The sequence below is a fragment of the Curtobacterium sp. PhB190 genome, assembly GCF_004365385.1.
Lineage (GTDB): Bacteria > Actinomycetota > Actinomycetes > Actinomycetales > Microbacteriaceae > Curtobacterium.
The window spans coordinates 179105-196437 of sequence record NZ_SODN01000004.1 but is presented as its reverse complement, the minus strand read 5'-3'; the positions used below and the strand labels follow the sequence as shown (position 1 = coordinate 196437).

The window sequence follows — 17333 nt, the reverse complement described above, 5'->3', positions numbered from 1 at the left end:
ATTTCGCCCGCTCGGCCGGGCTCCTCGGCGTAGCGTTGGGCAGCGGACAGGGGCACGCCCGCACGCCCGGGAATCCGCACACCGGCCCCCGAGTTACAACGACACACGCACGACACGCACGACACGCACGACACGCACCACCCGCACGACACGCACCACCCGCACCACCCGCACGAAACACCGCACGCCAGCCCGACGAACAGGAGCACCACCATGGCCACCGACTGGATCGCGATGCAGGCCCTCGCGGCAGCCGAGTTCGGCCGCCGCGTCGCCGCCGTGACGGACTGGGACGCCGCCACCCCCGACTCCGAGTGGACCACCCGCGACCTCGTGACCCACGTGGTCGACGAGCAGCGCTGGATCCCGAAGCTCCTCACCGGGTGCGACTACGCCCAGGCCGAGGCCGACCTCGAGTCCATCGGCGACGACCTCGTGTCCGAGTGGCAGCGCTTCGCGACCGCGGCGACCGATGCCTGGCGGAACGCCCCGCAGGACACCCCCGTCCACCTCAGCACCGACGTCGTTCCGGCCGGCCAGTACCTCACCGAGCAGACCAGCGACATCACCATCCACACGTGGGACCTGGCGCGGGCGACCGGTACGGACGAGTCCCTGCCGGACGAGCTCGTGCAGGCGGTGTGGGAGTACTTCGAGCCGCAGATCGAGGACCTCGCGGCCACCGGCTTGTACGCCGCCCCGGTCGACGTCGACGAGGACGCCCCACTCCAGGTCCGCCTGCTCGCCGTCACAGGCCGCGATGCCAAGGTGAGCGCATGACCAACGCAGCGCCGAGCAACGCAGCACCGAGCACCGCAGCGACAACCGACACCACCCGCCTCGGCGCCTCCGGCCTCGAGATCAGCACCGTGGTCCTCGGCATGATGTCCTACGGCGCCCCCGACCGCGGCTCGCACGCGTGGAGCGTCGGCATCGACGAGGCCCGCCCCTTCGTCCGTCGCGCGTTCGACGCCGGCATCACCACCTTCGACACGGCGAACGTGTACTCCGACGGCTCCAGCGAGGAGATCACCGGCACGCTCCTCAAGGAACTCGCTCCGCGTGAGGACGTCCAGGTCCTCACCAAGGTGTTCAACCGGATGCGCCCCGGTCGGAACGGCGCCGGGCTCTCCCGCGCCGCGATCATGCACGAGATCGACGCCTCGCTGACCCGACTCGGCACCGACTACGTCGACCTGTACCAGATCCACCGCTTCGACCCGGTGACCCCGATCGAGGAGACGATGGAGGCCCTGCACGACGTCGTCAAGGCCGGCAAGGCCCGCTACCTCGGCGCGAGCAGCATGTGGACGTGGCAGTTCGCGCAGATGCAGCACGTCGCCGACCTGCACGGTTGGACGCGCTTCGTCAGCATGCAGGACCAGTACAACCTGCTCGAACGCGAGGAAGAACGCGAGATGCACCCCTTCGCGCACGCGACCGGCGTCGGCGTGATCCCGTGGAGCCCCCCTCGCCCGCGGCAAGGTCACCCGGCCGTGGGACGCCGAGGGCTCCGGTTCGCGCGCGAGCACCGACGAGTTCGGTAAGACGCTCTACCGCCAGGACGAGGACGCGAACCGCGCGATCGTCGGCGCCGTCGAGTCCATCGCGAGTGACCGCGGCGTGAGCATGGCGCAGATCGCCCTCGCCTGGGTCGCGGGCAAGCCCGCGGTGAGCGCGCCGATCGTCGGTGCGACGAAGGAGCACCACATCGACGACGCGGTCGCGGCCGCCGCGATCACGCTGACCGACGACGAGGTGACGCGACTCGAGTCCGCGTACACGCCCCGGGTGCCGTCCGGTTTCTGACGCACCCACAAGCGGACGGGAGGCCCGTGGCCAGCTGGCCACGGGCCTCCCGTCCGTCTCCGGTCACGTCCACGACACGTGACACGCGGACGTTTCAGGCGACGGCGCCGCGCTCGCGCTCGAGGCGCGCGATGCGCACGAGCGCAGCGCGCTCGGTGCCCGTCTGGTTGCCGAGCACGCCGCCGATCCCATCGAGCACGAGTCCGGTCGCCCGGCCGACGGGCAGTTCGACGGGCCCGATCGCGGGGGCCCGCAGGCCGAGCATCGAGCGGTGGCGGGGGTCGAGCGTCGAGACGGCGCCCTGGAACAGCGCCCGGTAGCCGGGCCGCAGCATCAGCGCGAGCGGCGGGTTCTTGATGAACTTGACGACGTCGCGGGTGCGGGCCGTGACGGCCAGTTCGCCGCGGTCGAGGTACCCGTCCATCTGGGCGCGGAGCTCGGCCTCGGACTCCGGGGCGTCCTCGACGCGCATGAGCCGGCCGGCGGTGGCCCACTCGCGGACGTAGGCGTCGGCACCGCCGGGGATCGGCCCGCCCCAGCGCTGCGCAGCGCGGAGGAACGCGTCGGTGAAGGCGAGGTGCACCCAGCGCGCCAGGTCGGGGTCGTTCGCCGCGTAGTCGCGTGCGATGCCGTGGCCGTCGACGTACTGGCCGCGAACGCGCTCGTGCAGGCGCAGCACCCACTCGCTCGCACCACGGGCGGTCGCGGTGTCGCCGTGCGAGACCGTGTAGATCCACCGGATGGTGCCGGCCAGTCGGCCGAACGGGTCCTCGCGGTAGCGGGAGTGGTCGGCGACGCCGGCGAGGGCTCCCGGGTGCAGGGCCTGCACGAGGAGTGCGCGGACCCCGGCGACGATCGTCTGCTTGCCGCCGTGCACCGCCCACGTCGCGGAACCGGGGCCGAAGAAGCCGGCGTCGGTGCCGTCCTCGAGTTCGTCGATCCACTCCGGCTTGCTCGTCGCCCCACCGGTGAACGTGTCGTTGAGGCGGGAGCGGAAGGCGTCGGAGACGGAGGGCATGGCGTCATCGTCCGTCCGTCCCCTGGGAGCGCGCTCGGCTTCGTGCACCCCGATGGCGCCCGATGCCGCCCGATGCCGGCCGATGCTTCCCAGCGGGCGCCGGGGTGGCCCGCTAGGTTGGGACGCGTGAGCATCGACACGCCTCGTCCCTGGCTTGCCTCGTACGCCCCGGGGGTCCCGCACGACATCGAGGAACAGCACGGTTCCCTGATCGACCTGGTCGAGGAATCGGCGCGACGGTTCCCGGGCAGGGTCGCGCTCGAGTTCTTCAAGCGGACGACCAGCTACGCCGACCTGCAGGAGCAGATCCTCCGCGCGGCGAACGGTCTCCGCAAACTCGGCGTCGGTGCCGGCGACCGGGTGGCGATCGTGCTGCCGAACTGCCCGCAGCACATCGTGGCGTTCTACGCGGTCCTGCGCCTCGGCGCGATCGTGGTCGAGCACAACCCGCTGTACACGCCGCGCGAGCTCCGCCACCAGTTCGAGGACCACGGCGCCAAGGTCGCGATCGCCTGGGACAAGTCCGTCGCGACGCTGCAGGACTTCCCTGCCGACGTGAAGCTCGACGCGATCGTGTCGGTCGACCTGACCCGCGCGATGCCCCGCAGCACCCGGCTCGCCCTGGCCCTGCCGGTGGCGAAGGCCCGCGAGTCCCGCGCGAAGCTCACCACCGCGGTGCGCGGCACGACGAAGTGGGACGACCTGGTCCACACCCGCAAGCTGTCGAAGCGGCACCCGCGCCCGTCGACGGACGACATCGCCCTGATCCAGTACACCTCGGGCACCACCGGCACGCCGAAGGGCGCGGTCCTCACGCACCGGAACCTGCTGGCCAACGCCGCACAGGCCCGCGCCTGGGTCCCGCAGATCCGACGCGGCGACAACGTCGTGTACGCGGTGCTGCCGATGTTCCACGCCTACGGCCTCACGCTGTGCCTGACCTTCGCGATGAGCATGGCCTCGCGACTCGTGCTGTTCCCGACGTTCGACCCGGCGCTCGTGCTCACGGCGATCAAGAAGCACCCGCCGACGTTCCTGCCGGCCGTCCCGCCGATCTACGCCCGACTGCAGCACGCCGCCGACTCGGCGAAGGTCTCGCTCGAGGGCATCGAGATCGGCATCTCGGGCGCCATGCCGCTGTCGCAGGACATCGTCGAGCCGTGGGAAGCCCGGACCGGCGGGTACCTGGTCGAGGGCTACGGGCTGTCCGAGTGCTCCCCCGTGCTGATGGCGAACCCGGTGTCCCCGGAGCGTCGCCTCGGCTCCATCGGGCTGCCGTTGTCCTCCACCGAGGCCCGCGTGGTCGACCCCGACGACAGCACGAAGGTGCTCGGCGTCGACGAGCCCGGTGAACTGCAGGTCCGCGGGCCGCAGGTGTTCCGCGGCTACTGGGGCAAGGCCGAGGCCACGGACGAGGTCTTCACCCCCGACGGCTGGTTCCGCACCGGCGACATCGTGGCGATCGGCGCCGACGGCTACGTCCGGATCGTCGACCGACTGAAGGAGCTCATCATCACGGGCGGCTTCAACGTGTCGCCGTCCGAGGTCGAGGACGCACTGCTCAAGCACCCGAGCGTCAAGGAGGTCGCGGTCGTCGGCATCACGCAGGGCGGCAACGAGCAGGTCGTCGCCGCCGTCGTGCCGAAGGACCCGTCCTCGTTCGACGCCGCGGCGCTGCGGGTGTGGGCGCGCGACCAGCTGGCGGCGTACAAGGTGCCGCGTCGGGTCGTCGTGGTCGAGGACCTGCCGCGCTCGATGATCGGCAAGGTGCTGCGGCGGAAGGTGCGGGACCAGATCCTCGCCGACGACTGACGACTGACGACGTCGGTGCCTGACGCGCGTCAGCGCAGGCGTCGCCCCGGCACCGCGAGCACGGCGAGCCCGGCCACCACGAGTGCGATGCCGACCCACCCCGTCGCGCCGAGGTGCTCCCCGACGACGAGCACGGCGAGCACCGCTGCGACCACGGGCTCGAGCAACGACACCAGGGTCGCGACCGAGGCACCGACGGACCGCAACCCCACGGCGTACAGCGAGTGCCCGAGCACCGTCGGCACCAGGGCCAGGTACAGGAACACCGGCCAGTTGCCGCCCTCGCCGAGGTACGGTGCGCCGGCGAGGACCACCAGCACGACGAGCGGCACGGCAGCGATGCCGAACACGGCGCCGACGAGCCCGCGGCCGTTCGGCAGCCCCGCCGCGACGGCTTCGACCCCGGGCCCGCCGGGCACCGACACCGCCCCGGCCGCCGCGTGCAGTCCCCGCGCCACCGCCCACGAGTACAGCGCGTAGGTGAGTCCGGCGAGCAGGGCACTGGCGATCCCGAGCGCGAGTGCACCACCACCGCCGTCGTGCTCTGACCGCGCCAGGGTCACGACGACCATGCCGGCCACGCTCACCAGCGTGGCGACGATCCACCTGCCGGTGACGGGCCTCCTGTCCGACACCCACTCCACGAGCCCGGCGAACACGGGTGACGACCCGATGGCGATGGTGGTGCCGAGGGCGACGCCCGCGTCGGCGAGGGCCGCGTAGAAGGCGACCGCGTAGACGACGAGCGCCCCTGCGCCGAGCAGCGCCCACCCCCGCGTGCGACGCTCGGCGACGGCGCGGAGCGTGCCACGTCCGGCGACGGCGGCGAGCACGAGTCCACCGATCCCGAAGGTGACCGCGCCGAAGACGAAGGCGGGGACGCCCGGGGCGAAGTGCGTCGCGGTGCCGGTGGTCCCCCAGACCGCGGCGGCGACGACCACCGCGGCGAGCCCACCGGCGGGCGTCGGGACCCGGCGCGCGCTGGCGGGACCCGTCACGAGACGTGGATGGACGGCCGGCGGTGGACGTCCGGCTCGGCTTCGCGCAGGACCTCGCGCGTGACGGGCGCGACGTCACCGGCACCGGTGAACACGAACCGGAGGGCGTTCCGGATCGGGCTGCCCTCGTTCCACTCGAAGTAGATGCTCGGGACGACCCCGGCGGTGTCGCGGATCGCGAGCAGGGTCGAGGCGATGGTGTTCGGCACGTTGCCGGACCGGACCCGGAGCACACGGTGTCCGTGCACGACGTGCCCCTCGACCAGCAGGTCCTCTTCGAAGTCGGACGAGTCGGCGGGCAGCACCTCGAGGAACATCGTCGGGACGCGCGCCGGGATGCCGGAGTCGCGCCGTTCCTCGCGTCCCTTCGCCCGGTACGCCTCGGCGGTGCCAGCACCCGGCTCGTTCGCGATGATGCAGACCGCGCTGAACTGGTCGGCGTCGGCCTCGACGAACTGCCGGGCCGTGGCGTCCAGCTCGATCGACGACGCGCGGAGCTCGAACGACCGGCGCACCCGCGAGACGAGCGACACCACGACGATGGCGATGATGAAGATCGCCGCGATCCGGACGCCGTCGGGCCGCTCGATGACGTTCGCGACCGTCGTGTAGACGAACACGACCGAGATGACGCCGAACGCGATGGTGCGCTTCTTCTGCTGCCGGCGACGAGCCGACAGGGTGACCGCGACCGCGGCGCTCGTGATCAGGACGAGCACACCGGTGGCGTAGGCCCCGCCCTGGGCGTCGACGTTCGCGCGGAACACGACCGTGATCAGGAAGGCGATGAGCGTGAAGATGATGACGAGCGGCCGCGTCGCCCGCGCCCACTGCGGCGCCATGCCGTAGCGCGGCAGGAACCGCGGCACCAGGTTGAGCAGGCCGGCCATCGCGCTCGCGCCGGCGAACCACAGGATCGCGACGGTCGAGAAGTCGTAGATCGATCCGAACACCCCACCGAGGTACTGGTGCGCCAGGAAGGCCAGGGCCCGCCCGTTCGCACCGCCGCCGGGCTGGAACTCGTGCTGCGGGATGAGGAACGTCGTCGCGATCGACGAGGTGATCAGGAACGAGCTCATGATCACGGCCGCGACGGTCAGGAGCCGCTTCGTGCCGCGGATCCGACCCTCGGGCCGGGCACTCGTCTCGTCCGACGCGTCACCGCGCACCTGCGGCATCACCGCGACGCCGGTCTCGAACCCGGACAGGCCGAGCGCGAGCTTCGGGAACACGACGAGCGCGATGCCGACCATGACGAGGGGGTTGCTGTGCTGCGCGGTGAGCCCCGACCACCAGTCGCTGGCGACCATCGGGTGCTCGAAGACGTGCCAGAGCGCGACCACCACGACGACGGCGTTCAGCGCGAGGAACACCGCGACGAGTCCGACCGCGATGCCGATCGCCTCCTTGAAGCCGCGGAGGAACACGACGCCGAGCAACAGCAGCAGCGCGAGGGTGAGCGGGACGGGGATCTCGGTGAACCAGTGCGGCGTGTACGGGTTCTCGGCGATGTGCGCCGTGGCGTCCGCCGCCGACAGCGTCATCGTGATCATGAAGTCGGTGACGGCGAACCCGAGCAGGACGAGCACCAGGAGCTTGCCGGCCCACCACGGCAGGAGCTTCTCGAGCATCATGATCGACCCGGCACCGCGGAAGCTGTCGCTCGCGACCCGGCGGTACACCGGCAGCGCGCCGAACAGCGTGACGAGCACGAGCACGATCGTGGCGATCGGCGACAGCAGACCGGCGGCGAGCGCCGCGATCGCCGGCTGGTACCCGAGGGTCGAGAAGTAGTCGACGCCGGTCAGGCACATGACCCGCCACCACGGGTGGGTCTTCTCGACCTCGACCTGGTGCGGACCCTGGTGGGATGCCCCTTGGTGGGCGCCCTGCAGCATCCAGCGACGCAGTCGGGTGCTGCGGTCGAGGGGTGGCTCCGTGGCGTCGCGCTGGGCGGCCCGCTCGGCGTCTGTCGCGGTCACGTGGACGATGCTAAGCCGTCCGGGTGACGCACGCGCGCACCCGGACGGCCCCTGTGGACAACCCGGTCCGGCTACCGCGCGGGCCGGGTGAACACCGCCACCAGCCCCGCCACCACCAGCAGGGCCCCGGCCGCCAGGCAGGCCGCCAGCAACAGGGTGGTCGGGTCGACCGAGAACACCGGGATCGCGCTCACGGCCATCGCGATCGCGAACACGAGCAGCACCACACCCCAGAAGATCGTGCCGAAGCGTGCACCACGGCGCGCCCGCGCAGGTTCCGGTGCCGGTGCCGGTACCGGCGCCGCAGGTGGGAACGTCTGGGTCGTCTCGTCGTCGTTCGTCATCGTCTCGTCCTTCACTCGTTGACGGTCAGCGCACGGGGCACGTCGGCGGCGCCCCCGAGGATCCACAGGTGCACGGTCGTCGTCCCGACCGCATCGGTACCGGCGGACCGTGCCGCCCGGTTCTCGACGGTGGTCGTGCCGAACAGCCCGCCGCTGCCGTCGTCGCCGGAGTCGCCGTCGGTGTCGGTGTCGACGCCGTACCCAACGCCGCTCACCTCGACCCGGACCGGCACGTCGGTCGGCAGCAGCACCTCGGCCCCGCCGGCGCCGAGCCACAGGTTCACGTCCCCGCCGGCGTCGGTCTCGTCGAGGCCGCGCAGGTCGAGGGTCGGCCCGCCGACGAGCATCGCGTAGTTCCGTTCCGACCCGGCGGCGACGCTGTCGACCCGCCAGGTGGTCCCGCCGATCAGCGAGACCTGCGTGCCGGCGGGCAGCACCCCGGTGACGACCAGGGCGACGACCCCGATCGTCGAGAACAGGCCGAGGGCACCGTCGTCGCGTCCCCGGATCCCGGCGACGATGGTCGCGATCGCCAGCACGGCGACCGCCGCGGCGATGCCGAGCACCGCCACCGGCCAGGCCTCCGCCTGCGCCCAGACCGCGACGCCGGCCCCGGCGACGAGCGCCAGCCCGAGCGACACGGCGACGTACGCCGCGCTCGACCGTCGCTCGGCGCGGGTCGCGCGCCACGCGGCCGCCCGCTCCCGTTCGGCGCGCATCCGCTCGTCGTGTCGTCGCTGTCGGTCCTGCGGGGTACCGGGGGCGTTCCACTGCCAGGAGGCCCGGCCCGCGTCCGACGCCTCCCCCGCGTCCGCCGTCCACGCGGCTCCACCGGCCGGGCGCGGGTCGTCGGGGCTCGTCCAGAAGTCGCGCCGTGTCCCCGCTGCCGCGGCGGCGTCAGCGTCGGGCGCCGGCCCGTCGGTGCGACGACGCGCGACCACCACGGCCAGCCAGACGATCCCGCCGACGAGCGCGATGCTCCACGCCGTGCGCAGGGTCGCCTCGAGCCAGCCGGGCATCCCCCACGCCGAGGGCACGCCCTGCCACCAGATCCCCTGGACCGCGGGCACGAAGGTCAGCACCACGAAGACGCCGATCCCGATGAGCGCCGGGTCGAGCACGCCGCGGATCATCCGCTCGACGTGGATCCGTCCCGTGGTGTCCGGCAGCAGCGCCCACCCGACGGCGTACGCCAGGAAGACCGGACCGCCGAGCAGGGCGACGACGATCGCGACGCCGCGGACCACGAGCGGGTCGAGTCCGGTGCGTCGGGCCACGGCACCGCAGACGCCGGCGAGCCAGCGGTCGTCGGTGCGGGCGACGTCGAGTCCGCGGATCCAGTCGAAGAACCGGGCCGTCGAGTCGGCGTTCCCGGCAGCCGGGCCGGGAGCCGTGTCGTGCTGGTGATCGGTCATGGTCTCCAGCATCCCGGCCCGCGGTGGCCGACACCATCGGGGTTCCCCCTGACCGGTCCCTGATCCCTGCCCCGATCCCTGCTGGTGCGGGCGCCCGAGTGCCAGGATTGGCCCATGGCCACCGCTCGGATGACCCGCCCGACCCCCAGGGTCCTCGGCGGTGTCTGCAGCGGGTTCGCGACGCACACCGGTCTGCCACTCGGGGCCGTCCGGGCGGCGACGGCGGTCCTGGCCGTGTGCGGCGGGGCCGGGGTCCTGCTCTACGCGTGGCTGTGGGCCACCACTCCGAGCGCGACGTCGGCCGCGACGTCACCGCTCAAGGCCGTCCTCACGGCGCCCCGTGCGAACGGCGACGGCGACGCCGACGGCGACGGCGACGGCGACGCGACCGTGACCGTGAGCCGTCGAGCACCCGTCGTGGAGATCCTGCTCGGACTCGCACTGCTCGCCGCCGGGGGCGCGATCGTCGCTGTGCGCCTCGGCGCCCAGGTCCCGCTCGAGGTCGTAGTGCCCGGCGTCGTGGTCGCCACCGGTGCTGCCCTGGCCTGGCGGCAGTTCGACGCCCTGCGCACCGTCCGGGCCGCGGCGTCGTCGACCCTGGTCGTCCGGGCGCTCGGTGCACTGGTGCTCGTCGTGCTCGGCATCCTGCTGTTCTTCACCACGAGCGACCGGCCGAACGTGTGGACGGTGCTCAGCGCAGCGGTCGCGGTGCTGCTCGGCGTCGCCGTGGTCGTCGCGCCCTGGGTCGTCCGGCTCGTCCGGGACCTCGCCGACGAGCGCGCGGCACGGGTCCGCGACCTCGAGCGCGCCGAACTCGCCGCGCACCTGCACGACTCGGTGCTGCAGACGCTCGCGCTCATCCAGCAGAAGGCCGAGCCCGGCTCCGATGCCGCACGGCTCGCCCGGGCGCAGGAACGCGAACTGCGGTCGTGGTTGTTCGCCGAGCAGACCGAGCCGGCCCGTGACCTCGGCGCCGAACTGCGCGACGCCGCCGCCGACATCGAGGCCGAGTACCCGGTCCGCATCGACGTCATCGCGGTCGGCCCGTCGCGCACCGACCTGCCCGACGGTGTCGTCGCCGCTGCCCGCGAGGCGATGCTCAACGCCGCCCGGCACGCCGGCGGCACGATCAGCGTGTACGCCGAGACCGCGCAGGACGTCGTCGAGGTCAGCATCCGCGACCGTGGGCCGGGCTTCGACCCCGACGCCGTGCCCGAGGGACGGTACGGCGTGCGCGAGTCGATCACCGGGCGGCTGCACCGGCTCGGCGGCCGGGCGACCATCGCCCCGGGGCCCGGTCGCACCGGGACCGAGGTCCGGCTCCGGCTGCCGCTCGCGCCCACCGCCCCCCACCACGAGGAGGACGCATGACCGAGCCCGACCTGCTCACCGTCGCCGTCGTCGACGACCACTCCATCTTCCGAGCCGGCGTGCGCGCCGGACTGCCACCGGGCCTCCAGGTCGTGGGTGAAGCCGCCACCGTCGACGAAGCCGTGACGCTCGTGGCGACCACCGCACCCCGTGTCGTCCTGCTCGACGTCCACCTGCCCGGCGGAGCCGGCGGTGGCGGCGCCGAGGTGATCACGCAGTCCGCTGCCGAGCACCCGGGCACGCTGTTCCTCGCGCTGAGCGTGTCCGACGCGGCCGACGACGTCGTGCGGGTGATCCGGGCCGGGGCCCGCGGGTACATCACGAAGAGTTCGTCGAGCGCCGAGGTGGCCGAGGCCGTCCGACGGGTGGCGGAGGGCGACGCGGTGTTCTCGCCCCGCCTGGCCGGCTTCGTGCTCGACGCCTTCGGTGCGGTGAGCGGCGAGACCGCGCAGCACGACGCGGAACTCGACCGGTTGTCGGCGCGCGAGCAGGAGGTGATGCGCCTCATCGCGCGTGGGTACGCCTACAAGGAGGTGGCGGCGGAGCTCTTCATCTCGGTGAAGACCGTCGAGACCCACGTGTCGAGCGTGCTGCGGAAGCTGCAGCTGTCGAACCGGCACGAGCTGACGGCGTGGGCGCTGCAGCGCAAGCTGCTCTGAGCGCCCACGCGGTCACTTCGCGCTGATCCTGGCTGTGGATGGTGCAGTCTTGTTCACCGCCCCGACGGTCTCACTTCGCGCTGATGCGGGTGTACTTGTTGACCGCCCAAGGCACGAACACGACGAGCATCACGGCGATCCCGATCAGCACCGTCACGATCGGGTGCTGCATCGTCCAGATGTCCGGCACCGGCGCCGACCCGACGTTGCCGAAGAGTTCACGGGCCGCCTGCACGAGCGACGACACCGGGTTCCACTCCGCGAACACCCGCAGCACCAGGGGCAGCGTGTCGCTCGGCACGAAGGCGTTCGAGATGAACGTCAGCGGGAACAGGATCATGAACGAGGCGTTGTTGATGACCTCCGGCGTCTTGACGCTCATGCCGAGCAGCGCCATCACCCAGCTGAACGCGTAGCTGAACAGCAGCAGCAGGGCGATGCCGGCCAGGAACTCGAGCGGCGACGAGTTCACCCGCCACCCGACGGCCAACCCGGTGAGCATCATGATCGCCATCGAGATCGAGTTGAGCACGAGGTCGGAGTTGGTCCGGCCGACGAGCACCGCGGACGCCGACATCGGCAGCGTGCGGAACCGGTCGATCAGGCCTTCCTTCAGGTCCTGCGCCATCGCCGACCCCGAGAAGGTCGCCCCGAAGACGACGGTCTGCGCGAAGATCCCCGCCATCAGGAACTGCGTGTAGTCGGTGCCCTCGACCGCGATCGCGCCGCCGTAGACCTGGCTGAAGAGCAGGACGAACATGATCGGCTGGAGCACGGCGAAGACGAGCATGTCCGGCGACCGCTTGATCTTGATGAGGTTCCGCTTGGTGACGGTCCAGCCGTCCTCGAACCAGATGGCGACCGGCGAGGTGACGACGACGGGCAGCTGCCGACCCGGCGCGATGGTGGTGGCGGTCATCGGGCCGTCTCCTTCTGCTTGGTGGCGGCGGCTTCGTCGGCCTCGTCCTCCGTCGCGGCGTGGCCGGTGAGCCGCAGGAACACGTCGTCGAGCGTCGGTCGGCGCATGCCCGCGTCGTGCAGCTCGATACCGGCGTCGCCGAGGTCGGCGAGCACCCGCTGCAGCGCGGTGGGGCCGGCCTCGACCGCGATGGCGTGGGTGCGGCCGTCACCAGAGGCCTCGACGTCGCCGACACCGTAGCGCCGCAGGACGGTCGTCACGGCGTCACCGTCGGTCTCGTCCACCAGGGTCACGACCACCCGGTGGCCGCCGACCTGCGCCTTGAGGTGGTCGGCGGTGCCCTCGGCGATGACCCGGCCGTCGTCGATGACCGCGATGTCGTCGGCCAGCCGGTCGGCTTCTTCGAGGTACTGCGTGGTGAGCAGGACCGTGGCGCCCTCGGCCACCAGGTCCTCGATGATGCCCCAGAGCGCCAGCCGGCTGCGGGGGTCGAGGCCCGTGGTCGGCTCGTCGAGGAACAGCACGCGCGGGTTCATCACGAGGGCCCCGGCGAGGTCGATCCGTCGCCGCATGCCACCGGAGAAGCCCTTCACCGGGCGGTCCCCGGCCTCGGCCAGGTCGAACACGTCGATGAGCTCACGGGCACGCTCCCGCGACGTCTTCCGGCCCAGGTGGTAGAGCCGCCCGATCATCTCGAGGTTCTCGAAGCCGGTCAGGTTCTCGTCGACCGCGGCGTACTGCCCGGACACCCCGATGGACCGCCGGGTGGCCTGCGGGTCGGCGATCACGTCGATGCCGTCGATCGTAGCCGTCCCGGAGTCCGGGGTGATGAGGGTGGTGAGCACCTTCACGGTCGTGGTCTTGCCCGCGCCGTTCGGCCCGAGCAGCGCCTTCACGGTGTCCTGCGGCACGGACAGGTCGAGTCCGGCCAGTGCGTGCACCGGCCCGGACTTCGACCGGTAGGTCTTGGTCAGCCCGGAGGCTTCGATGATGGCCATGCCGCTCCCTTGTCGACCACGGAGAATATCAGTGGGTCGGTGGGAACTCGTGACCGGTCACTCAGATGCCGAAGTCACCACCGAAGTCACTGGAGCCACCGCCGAAGTCGGATCCGCTGTCACCCCAGCCCGCACTCTCGAACCCGCCGCCGTCGGACGCGCCACCGTCGGACGCACCGCCGTCACCGGAGTCGGCTCCAGTGTCCTCCGAACCACCGTCACCCGCAGCGTCAGTACCGCCATCGAACGATCCGGGGTCCGGCAGGAAGGCGCTCATGATCGCCGAACCGATGACGTAGCCGGCCACGGTGCCGAGGACCGAGGCACCGATCATGCTGCCGAACGACGGTCCGCCGCGCTGCCCACCGAAGCGGCCACCGCCGCCGACGCCACCGAGCGAGCGCTCCATGAAGCCCGGTTGGCGGATCTCGGACCGCGTCGCCGACTGCGCGAGCGAGCGGGGGTCGTCGCCGCGCGGGGCCTCGCCGGGAGGCGCCGTGCGGGTGAACTCGTCGTAGACCATGCGGCGCTGTTCGTCGGTCAGCTTCGCGAACGCCTCGGCGTGCACCTCTTCGATGCGCTCGGGCGGCGCCGTGCGGAGCAGGTAGCGGTACCGCTCCACCGCGCGCTCGTCGTCGGTCGCCGCGCCCTGCTGCTGCGCGGGTGCACCGCCCCACTGCGGCACGCCGTACTGGCCGCCCTGCTGCTGCCCGGCCGGCACCCCCGTCGGCGCGGGCTGGTGGTACGACTGCTGGCCGTACCGGTAGCCCTGCTGCTGCGGTTGCTGCGGCTGCCCCCACTGGTTCTGCTGCGCGTCGTACTGCTGCGCGTCACCGGTGCGGTCGCGGTCCGGACGTCCGAGCAGGCGGTCGAGGAATCCCATGGTCGATGCTCCTTCGGGTGCACGGGTGATCCGGTCGGACCGCCCGTGGCCTGCCACCCTATGGAGCGCGGTCGGCCGCTGACTGAGCGCCCGCTCAGAGTCAGCCGTGCGCCGCCGCGCCCGCAGGCGCACCGTGCGCACCTGCACGACCCGTGCCGGGTCGGCAGCACCGTGCGCGCCTACAGCACCGCACCCAGCGGCCGACCCCGCACCAGAACGCGGACCCCGCACCGTGCGCACCACCCACCCGACGGGAGGGCCGTACCCGACCCGCCCCGCGCCTCCAGTCCGCACCGTGCGCACCTGCACGACCCGTGCCGGGTCGGCAGCACCGTGCGCGCCTACAGCACAGCACCCAGCGGCCAACCCCGCACCAGAACGCGGACCCCGCACCGTGCGCCGGCCACACCTGCCGCGCGCACGCGCCGGCTCAGCCCGCCGCGGCGCCCACGGCGAGCGCGGCCGTCCACACCCCGTGCAGCTCGTCGGCGGCCCCGGGGTGCGCCACCAGGAACGGCTCCCCCACGGGCGGGAAGCCCTCGACCGGACCGGAGCGGGTCAGCACGATCCCGCCGGCCTCGTGCACGAGCAGCACGGCGGCCCCGTGGTCGACCGGGTTGAACGCCGACACGCACCCACCGATCCCCCGCCCGGCCGCGACCTGCGCGATGGTCAGCGTGCCGGAGCCCTGCAGCCGCAGCGTGCACGACCGGTCGGCCAGGGCGTCGAGGAACGCACCGAACCCGGGCCACGGCCGGTGCCCGTCGAGCTCGGTGCCGACAACCGCCCCGGCGAGCGGCCGCGGGGTGTCGTCCAGCTGGAGCGGACGGTCGCGCAGGGTGGCACCGCGTCCGCGCCGAGCCTCGAGGACCTCGCCCCGCCACGGGTCGGCCACGACGCCGACGAGCGGCCGGCCACCGCGGGTCAGGCAGAGCGACATCGACGTCCAGGGCACGCCGTTCGCCAGGTTCGTGGTGCCGTCGACGGGGTCCAGGTACCAGCGGTGCCGGTCGCCGGGTGCGTCGCCGTACTCCTCGCCGGTGAAGCCGTGCGTCGGGAACGCCATCCGGACGCGGGACCGGACGTGCTGTTCGACCAGTCGGTCCACGTCGGTGACGAGGTCTGCGGGGTTCGCCTTGGTCCGTACCTCGCTGACGGGGTGCTCGCGGGTGAAGGCGATGACCTCGTGCGCGATGCGGTGTGCCAGGGCTTGGGCGCGCGAGGCGACCTCGGTCTCGGTCGGTTCGCGGTCCCGTTCCGGCCAGCCGTCCCGCTCCGCCGACGACAGTGCGGCGCCGATCGCGCCGACGTCGTTCGTGGTGATCGAGTCGACGCCGAGCCGTGCCGCCCAGAGCGCCGGTTCGGCCTCGTCGACGGTCCAGACGGCGACCCGCAGCCCCAGGGCGTGCGCGACCTCGATCGTGCGCGGGGTGAGGAACGCGATGTCGAGGTTCAGGGTGGACGGGGTCAAGGCCTCCAGGTCGGCCGGAGCGGGCGGGTCGAGCGACTCCCACGCGAGCCAGACGTCGGCGTCGGGCAGCACCGAGCGGACCGCGGCCATCGCCGCCGGCGCTCCGCACCACGCCACGGTGGTGGACGCGGTGGAACCCACGACGGTGCGGGCGGCGACGAGTCCGTCGGCCGCGTCCGTCAGGTCGACCAGCAGCACCGAGTGGCAGCCGTCGAGCCGTTCGAGGGCGGCGTCGAGCCGCGGGATCCGGTCGAGGCCGTTGCCGAGCCGGGCGACGTCGCACCAGGCGACGTCGGACACCCGGCGGGCATCGCCCCACATCCGGCCGAGGGTCTCGTCGTGCAGCAGGACGGCGACATCGTCGGCCGTGCGACGGACGTCGACCTCGATGACCTCGGCGCCGAGCGCCTCGGCGACCGCGATGGCGGGCAGGGTGTTCTCGCGCCGGACGCGCGGCGCACCGCGGTGGGCGACGAGCCGTGGCGGACGCACGCCGGGCCTCCCGGTCGGGCTGGTGGCGACCACCTGGTCGGCGGGCGCCGACACCGGGGCGCTCATCGGGTGCCCTCGAGCAGGGCGCCGTCGCGGTACACGAGCACCTCGCCGAGGCGGACCCCGGTCTCGGTGCCGACCGTCGGGGGTGCTCCGGTGACGAACGCGCGGAGCTCGGCGCCGTCGGCGGCCAGCACGACCTCGGCGAAGTGCCCGCGCATCAGCACGCGGGCGACGGTCGCACGGATCGGCGAGTCGTCGGTGAGCACGACCTGCTCGGGTCGGATCAAGACCGTGTCCGCCACGGTGGGGCTGACCGACGTGCCGGCCAGGAACCGGCCGGTGACGGGGCTCGTCGACCCGATGAACGACGCGACGAACCCGGTCGCGGGGCGGGCGTACAGCTCGGTGGGCGTCGCGATCTGCTCGATGCGGCCGTCGTGCATGACCGCGATCCGGTCCGAGATGCTGAGCGCCTCGTCCTGGTCGTGCGTCACGATCACGGTCGTGATGCCGAGACGCTGCTGGATGCGCCGGATCTCGTCGCGGACACTCACCCGGAGCTTCGCGTCGAGGTTCGACAGAGGCTCGTCGAGGAGCAGCACGTCGGGCTCCTGCACGATCGCCCGCGCCAGGGCGACCCGCTGCTGCTCACCGCCCGAGATCGCGGTCGGTTTCGACCCGGCGTGGTGGCTCAGACCGACGAGGTCGAGCGCCTCCCGCACCCGCTCCGCCACCCGCTGCTTCGGCACGCGTCGGGTCCGCAGCGGGAACGCGACGTTCTGCGTCACCGTCATGTGCGGCCACAGTGCGTAGTTCTGGAACACCATCGCGCTCGGCCGACGCTCCGGACCGATCGACGTGACGTCGCGGTCCCCCATCGTCACGACGCCGCCGTCGGCGGGCAGGAACCCCGCCACCATCCGGAGCGTCGTCGTCTTGCCGCACCCGGACGGGCCGAGCAGCGAGACGAGCTCGCCCTTCGCGACGTCGAGGTCGATGCCGGCGACGACGTCGCGTCCGCCGAGCGTCTTGCGCAGTCCGCGGATGCTGAGTCCGCCGGATCGGGTCCGGTCCGTCGTGCTGCCATCGGCCGGGAGGCCCGTGGTGCGTTCCGCGACGAGCGTTGCGTCCGTCATCTGGTCGCCTTTCGTGCTGGTGG

The 17333-nt window shown here is 72.6% G+C and carries 14 protein-coding genes and 1 pseudogene; 5 read left to right on the top strand and 10 right to left on the bottom strand.

Going from position 1 to position 17333, the window contains the following annotated elements; all coding sequences use genetic code 11:
* Positions 1 to 213: 213 nt before the first annotated feature.
* Together EDF47_RS08260 and EDF47_RS08255 are read left to right on the top strand one after the other, a co-directional pair.
* Entirely contained in the window at positions 214 to 780 is a 567-nt protein-coding gene (locus EDF47_RS08260) for a TIGR03086 family metal-binding protein (RefSeq protein ID WP_111086825.1), read from the top strand.
* Positions 777 to 1809 (top strand): annotated as a pseudogene (locus EDF47_RS08255) (aldo/keto reductase). The gene EDF47_RS08260 and the pseudogene EDF47_RS08255 overlap by 4 nt, the downstream one beginning before the upstream one ends.
* 94 nt (positions 1810 to 1903) lie before the next feature.
* Here EDF47_RS08255 and EDF47_RS08250 read toward each other — a convergent pair.
* On the bottom strand, positions 1904 to 2827 hold the full coding sequence (locus EDF47_RS08250) for an oxygenase MpaB family protein (protein WP_131878431.1): 924 nt from the start codon (positions 2825 to 2827) through the stop codon (positions 1904 to 1906).
* A 126-nt stretch (positions 2828 to 2953) separates the two neighbouring features.
* Here EDF47_RS08250 and EDF47_RS08245 point away from each other — a divergent pair, with 126 nt between their 5' ends.
* Complete coding sequence (locus EDF47_RS08245; protein WP_131878429.1) at positions 2954 to 4639, top strand: long-chain-fatty-acid--CoA ligase; 1686 nt, start codon at positions 2954 to 2956, stop codon at positions 4637 to 4639.
* Positions 4640 to 4668: 29 nt separating this feature from the next.
* Here the strand turns inward: EDF47_RS08245 and EDF47_RS08240 are convergent, their stop codons facing one another.
* The 4 genes from EDF47_RS08240 to EDF47_RS08225 all read right to left on the bottom strand — a co-directional run bounded on the left by EDF47_RS08240 (position 4669) and on the right by EDF47_RS08225 (position 9378).
* The gene (locus tag EDF47_RS08240; RefSeq protein WP_131878427.1) at positions 4669 to 5637 is read right to left on the bottom strand and encodes an EamA family transporter; all 969 of its coding nucleotides are present in this window, start codon (positions 5635 to 5637) and stop codon (positions 4669 to 4671) included.
* Complete coding sequence (locus EDF47_RS08235) at positions 5634 to 7535, bottom strand: amino acid transporter (RefSeq protein WP_243834035.1); 1902 nt, start codon at positions 7533 to 7535, stop codon at positions 5634 to 5636. The genes EDF47_RS08240 and EDF47_RS08235 overlap by 4 nt, the downstream gene beginning before the upstream one ends.
* A gap of 155 nt (positions 7536 to 7690) precedes the next feature.
* Positions 7691 to 7963: a hypothetical protein gene (locus EDF47_RS08230; RefSeq protein ID WP_131878423.1), complete on the bottom strand. Its 273-nt coding sequence runs from the start codon at positions 7961 to 7963 to the stop codon at positions 7691 to 7693.
* A gap of 11 nt (positions 7964 to 7974) precedes the next feature.
* On the bottom strand, positions 7975 to 9378 hold the full coding sequence (locus tag EDF47_RS08225; RefSeq protein WP_165932312.1) for a PspC domain-containing protein: 1404 nt from the start codon (positions 9376 to 9378) through the stop codon (positions 7975 to 7977).
* A 114-nt stretch (positions 9379 to 9492) separates the two neighbouring features.
* On the opposite strand from EDF47_RS08225, the gene EDF47_RS08220 reads away from it, so the two are divergent.
* Positions 9493 to 10749: an ATP-binding protein gene (locus EDF47_RS08220; protein ID WP_133936846.1), complete on the top strand. Its 1257-nt coding sequence runs from the start codon at positions 9493 to 9495 to the stop codon at positions 10747 to 10749.
* A complete protein-coding gene (locus EDF47_RS08215; protein WP_131878417.1) occupies positions 10746 to 11408 on the top strand; it encodes a response regulator transcription factor in 663 nt (220 codons plus the stop codon). The genes EDF47_RS08220 and EDF47_RS08215 overlap by 4 nt, the downstream gene beginning before the upstream one ends.
* A 70-nt stretch (positions 11409 to 11478) precedes the next feature.
* On the opposite strand, the gene EDF47_RS08210 is transcribed toward EDF47_RS08215, so the two are convergent.
* The 5 genes from EDF47_RS08210 to EDF47_RS08190 form a co-directional block, all read right to left on the bottom strand.
* Positions 11479 to 12327, bottom strand: coding sequence for an ABC transporter permease (locus EDF47_RS08210; RefSeq protein ID WP_123294045.1), 849 nt, complete (start codon positions 12325 to 12327; stop codon positions 11479 to 11481).
* On the bottom strand, positions 12324 to 13325 hold the full coding sequence (locus EDF47_RS08205; RefSeq protein WP_133936848.1) for an ATP-binding cassette domain-containing protein: 1002 nt from the start codon (positions 13323 to 13325) through the stop codon (positions 12324 to 12326). The genes EDF47_RS08210 and EDF47_RS08205 overlap by 4 nt, the downstream gene beginning before the upstream one ends.
* A gap of 61 nt (positions 13326 to 13386) precedes the next feature.
* The gene (locus EDF47_RS08200) at positions 13387 to 14208 is read right to left on the bottom strand and encodes a hypothetical protein (RefSeq protein WP_243648888.1); all 822 of its coding nucleotides are present in this window, start codon (positions 14206 to 14208) and stop codon (positions 13387 to 13389) included.
* A 430-nt stretch (positions 14209 to 14638) separates the two neighbouring features.
* A complete protein-coding gene (locus EDF47_RS08195; RefSeq protein WP_133936850.1) occupies positions 14639 to 16237 on the bottom strand; it encodes an inositol monophosphatase family protein in 1599 nt (532 codons plus the stop codon).
* The gene (locus EDF47_RS08190; RefSeq protein WP_235036063.1) at positions 16234 to 17310 is read right to left on the bottom strand and encodes an ABC transporter ATP-binding protein; all 1077 of its coding nucleotides are present in this window, start codon (positions 17308 to 17310) and stop codon (positions 16234 to 16236) included. Before EDF47_RS08190 ends, EDF47_RS08195 begins: the two co-directional genes overlap by 4 nt.
* Positions 17311 to 17333 lie beyond the last annotated feature (23 nt).

Excerpts from the sequence above, each read along its gene's own strand:
- EDF47_RS08260 (WP_111086825.1), top strand. The coding sequence starts at position 214 with ATGGCCACCGACTGGATCGCGATGCAGGCCCTCGCGGCAGCCGAGTTC.
- EDF47_RS08250 (WP_131878431.1), bottom strand. The coding sequence starts at position 2,827 with ATGCCCTCCGTCTCCGACGCCTTCCGCTCCCGCCTCAACGACACGTTC.
- EDF47_RS08235 (WP_243834035.1), bottom strand. The coding sequence starts at position 7,535 with ATGCTGCAGGGCGCCCACCAAGGGGCATCCCACCAGGGTCCGCACCAG.
- EDF47_RS08230 (WP_131878423.1), bottom strand. The coding sequence starts at position 7,963 with ATGACGAACGACGACGAGACGACCCAGACGTTCCCACCTGCGGCGCCG.
- EDF47_RS08225 (WP_165932312.1), bottom strand. The coding sequence starts at position 9,378 with ATGACCGATCACCAGCACGACACGGCTCCCGGCCCGGCTGCCGGGAAC.
- EDF47_RS08220 (WP_133936846.1), top strand. The coding sequence starts at position 9,493 with ATGGCCACCGCTCGGATGACCCGCCCGACCCCCAGGGTCCTCGGCGGT.
- EDF47_RS08215 (WP_131878417.1), top strand. The coding sequence starts at position 10,746 with ATGACCGAGCCCGACCTGCTCACCGTCGCCGTCGTCGACGACCACTCC.
- EDF47_RS08210 (WP_123294045.1), bottom strand. The coding sequence starts at position 12,327 with ATGACCGCCACCACCATCGCGCCGGGTCGGCAGCTGCCCGTCGTCGTC.
- EDF47_RS08205 (WP_133936848.1), bottom strand. The coding sequence starts at position 13,325 with ATGGCCATCATCGAAGCCTCCGGGCTGACCAAGACCTACCGGTCGAAG.
- EDF47_RS08200 (WP_243648888.1), bottom strand. The coding sequence starts at position 14,208 with ATGGGATTCCTCGACCGCCTGCTCGGACGTCCGGACCGCGACCGCACC.
- EDF47_RS08195 (WP_133936850.1), bottom strand. The coding sequence starts at position 16,237 with ATGAGCGCCCCGGTGTCGGCGCCCGCCGACCAGGTGGTCGCCACCAGC.
- EDF47_RS08190 (WP_235036063.1), bottom strand. The coding sequence starts at position 17,310 with ATGACGGACGCAACGCTCGTCGCGGAACGCACCACGGGCCTCCCGGCC.